Origin of the sequence: Hydrogenophaga sp. (assembly GCF_041633695.1) — a bacterium.
Lineage (GTDB): Bacteria > Pseudomonadota > Gammaproteobacteria > Burkholderiales > Burkholderiaceae_C > Hydrogenophaga.
In genome coordinates this window covers 1-2,897 of record NZ_JBFJMY010000491.1, presented here as the reverse complement: position 1 = coordinate 2,897, position 2,897 = coordinate 1, and the positions used below count along the sequence as shown (strand labels likewise).

At 62.9% G+C, this 2,897-nt stretch carries 3 protein-coding genes; all 3 read left to right on the top strand.

Annotation, left to right across the window (positions count from 1 at the left end; genetic code table 11):
• Nucleotides 1-85: 85 nt before the first annotated feature.
• Nucleotides 86-1,252: an acyl-CoA dehydrogenase family protein gene (locus ABYB95_RS20630; RefSeq protein WP_056278202.1), complete on the top strand. Its 1,167-nt coding sequence runs from the start codon at nt 86-88 to the stop codon at nt 1,250-1,252.
• Nucleotides 1,249-2,037 (top strand): enoyl-CoA hydratase/isomerase family protein, encoded by a 789-nt coding sequence (locus ABYB95_RS20625; protein WP_056278198.1) that lies wholly within the window; start codon nt 1,249-1,251, stop codon nt 2,035-2,037. The genes ABYB95_RS20630 and ABYB95_RS20625 overlap by 4 nt, the downstream gene beginning before the upstream one ends.
• Nucleotides 2,038-2,077: 40 nt before the next feature.
• On the top strand, nt 2,078-2,897 hold an 820-nt coding region (locus tag ABYB95_RS20620), incomplete at its 3' end, for a carboxyl transferase domain-containing protein (protein ID WP_372661295.1).

Here is a 2,897-nt window from a genome sequence, read left to right as displayed (position 1 = left end):
TTGGCGAGCACCTCAAATTCTTCGTCCGGATTGACGGTGTGATGCAGGCGGCGATTTCGACAACAGTCAGTCAGGAGATTTACCCATGATGTTCGACGATGACCAGATTGCGCTGCGTGACGTGGCGCGCCGCTTTGCACGAGAGAAGCTCAGGCCCGATTACCAGAAGCGCGAATCGCAACCTGGCATCGACCGGGCCTTGTTCAAGGAAATGGGTTCGCTCGGTCTGATCGGTGTTGATCTGCCCGAGGAATATGGCGGCTTGGGCCTCAGTGGCGTCACGGCCGGCATGATCACCGAGGAAATTGCCTATGGTGACTTCAACGTCAGCTACATGCAGCTGCTCAGTTCGCTGATGGGCGCCATCATCCATGCCAATGCGTCCCCCGAGCTGGCGCGCACCTGGAACAGCCGGATCGTGGCGGGCGAGGCCATCGTCGCGCTGGGTCTGACCGAACCACGGGGCGGCTCGGATGCCGCCAATCTGCAACTCAAGGCGCGTCGCGTGGGCGACGAGTACGTGCTTTCCGGCGAGAAAACCTCCATCACTTTTGCCGACCAGGCCGATGCCATGGTGTTGTTCGCACGCACCGGCAAGCCCGAGGATGTCGCACGAGGCATCAGCGCCTTCCTGGTCGATCTGAATCAGCCCGGCGTGCAACGCACGCGCTTCAACGATGTTGGTAGCAAGATCATCGGCCGTGGTTCGGTGTTTTTCGACGATGTGCGGGTGCCGGTCGAGAACCGGCTGGGCGAGGAGGGCAAAGGCTTCACGCAGGTGATGCAGGGCTTTGACTTCAGCCGCATCCTGATCGCGCTGCAGTGCGTGGCCGCCGCGCAGGCCTCGATCGACGAAGCCTGGGAATACGTGAAGGAACGCCAGACCTTTGGCGCGCCGCTGGCGCAGTACCAGGGCGTGAGCTTTCCCCTTGTCGAGTTCGAGACCCTGATCGCCGCTTGCCGCCAGCTCTGCTACCACGGCCTGGCCCTGCGCGATGCCGGTCAGCCGCACACCGCGGAAGCGGCCATGGTCAAGTGGATGGGCCCCAAGACCGCTTTTGACGCGATTCACCAGTGCCTGCTGACCTTTGGGCACTATGGCTGGTCGATGGACCTGCCTCACCAGCAGCGCCTGCGCGACGTGATGGGCCTGGAAATCGGCGACGGAACGGCGCAAATCATGAAGCTGATCGTTGCCCGCGAGCGCGTGGGACGCGCCGCCGTGCAGTACGCCAAGGAGAGCAAGAAATGATTCAGACATCCCCAGTGGAGATCAGCCGTGCCGGCGCCGTTGGAATTATCGAGTTAGCCCGCCCCGAAAAATTCAATTGCCTGTCGATGTCCGTTCATGCGGCCATCGAGGCCGCCATCGACGGATTCGAGAAATCCGACTCCGGTGTGCGCGCCATTCTGATCCGGGCGCAAGGCAAGCACTTCTGCACCGGCGCCGATCTGGATGAGGTGAAGTCGCTGCGTGGCGATCCAGCCAGGCTCAAGCACTTCATCAGCTATGGTCACAGCGTGCTCAAGCGCCTGGAACGCAGCGATTTGCCGGTGGTGGCGGCCTGCCAGGGTCTGACCCTGGCCGGTGGCAGCGAACTGATGCTGGCCTGCGACATCATCTTTGCGGCCAAGGACGCGCGCTTTGGCGACCAGCATGCCCAGTTCGGCCTGATTCCCGGGTGGGGCGGCAGCCAGCGCATGCCACGCATTGCGGGTCTGCGCCGTGGCCTGGACCTGTTCTTTTCGGCGCGCTGGATCGATGCCGCCACCGCCGAGCAGTGGGGGCTGGTGAACTATGTGGTCGAGCCTGAGCAGTTGGGTGAAGCGGCGCTGGCGTATTGCAGCAAGATCGCCACGCGCAGCCGCATCGGCATGGCCACCATGAAACGTTTGGCACGGCAAGGCATGGAGGGTTCGTCGGAGGTCGGTCTCCAGCTTGAGGAAGACCTGGCCAGCGCGGCTCTGCTCGATGACGACGTCAGCGAAGGTCTGGCGGCCTTCGAGGCACGCCGTACACCGGTGTTCAAGGCCTGAGCGGCTGAATGCTTTGTCTCGCGAATAGGCGCAATCACATATGACCATCCTTTCCTCCCGCATATCGACTTCCGACGACGAATTTCGGCTCAACCAAAAAGCCTACCAGGCCGTGATTGCGGACCTGCAAAGCCGTCGCCAACTGGCGCTGGCCGGTGGCCCCCCGAAAGCTCGGGAAAAACACCTGGCGCGCAACAAGATCCTGCCGCGCCATCGCGTCGAAGTGCTGCTCGATCCAGGTTCGCCTTTCCTAGAGGTCGGCATGCTTGCCGGCGAGGGCATGTACGACGGCGTGCCGCCGGGTGCCAGCATCATCACCGGCATCGGTCTGGTGCAGGGCCGTCCGTGCATGATCATTGCCAACGACGCCACCGTGAAGGGTGGCACCTACTACGGCATGACCTGCAAGAAGCATGTGCGGGCGCAGCAAATTGCTTGGGCACACCGCTTGCCCTGCATCACGCTGGTGGACAGCGGTGGCGCCTTCCTGCCGGAGATGGCCAACATTTTTCCCGACGTGGGGCAGTTCGGCAGCATTTTCAACAACCAGGTCCGCATGTCGGCCGAAGGCATCCAGCAGATTGCCGTGGTGATGGGGCCTTGCACGGCGGGTGGCGCCTACATCCCGGCGCTGTGCGACGAGGCGGTGATTGTCAAGGAGCAGGGCTATATGTACCTCGGCGGCCCCGAGCTGACCTTTGCCGCCACCGGCGAGACGGTGGATGCCGAGTCGCTGGGCGGTGCCAAGATGCATTGCAGCGTCAGCGGCGTCACCGATCACATTGCCGAAGATGACCGCCACGCGCTGGCCATCACGCGTGAAATCGTACGGGACCTGGGTGAGCAGCCCAAGCCACGCT